Source organism: Oleiphilus sp. HI0066 (assembly GCF_001635725.1).
Genome location: NZ_LWFH01001784.1, coordinates 1 through 759 on the forward strand (window position 1 = coordinate 1; position 759 = coordinate 759).

Below are 759 nucleotides of genomic sequence, written 5' to 3' on the forward strand. Positions count from 1 at the left end.
TTGCTTGGCTTTTTATACCCGCTATGCGGAAACGGGTTAAATGGGATCAAATTGATTTTACAAGGCAAACCTTTCAATACTTCAATTAACTGTTGGGCATGCTCTTTACGATCATTCACGCCAGCGAGCAATGTGTATTCTATGGTCGCTTTACGCTTGTCTGGCAATCCACTCAGGTAATTCTTTACCGAGGTCATTAGCACGTCAATTGGGTACTTTTTATTTACAGGTACCAATTCATTTCGTAACTCATCATTTGGCGCATGCAAGGAGATCGCGATACTTGCATCCGTCACTTCGCTCATTTTATCAATCGCAGGCACTACACCCGCAGTACTCACCGTAAGACGCCGCTTAGAAATCCCATAAGCAAGATCGTCCATCATGAGATTTACGGCATCCATGACGTTATCGAAATTTAGAAGTGGCTCGCCCATACCCATGAACACAACATTTGTAACTGGACGCTCTTTGTTTCGATCAATCCCTTCGAATGAGGCAATCGCATTGAAAATCTGCCCCACAATTTCTTCAGTACTTAAGTTTCGGTTAAAGCCTTGCTTGCCAGTTGAGCAAAAACTGCAGTCCAACGCACATCCAATCTGAGATGAAACACATAACGTTCCGCGATTACCCTCAGGAATCAAAACAGTTTCTATACTGCTACCACCAGGCATACGCATAACCCATTTGCGCGTTCCGTCAGCAGAAATGTTTTGGTAAGTTACCTCGGGCGGCGTAATTTCGCAAATTTCCTTA

Annotated in this window: 1 protein-coding gene; it reads right to left on the minus strand. The window is 43.9% G+C overall.

From position 1 onward, the window contains the following. Positions 1-759, minus strand: a 759-nt coding sequence (rlmN, locus tag A3738_RS27715; protein ID WP_068763997.1) for a 23S rRNA (adenine(2503)-C(2))-methyltransferase RlmN, incomplete at both ends; no start/stop codon positions are given.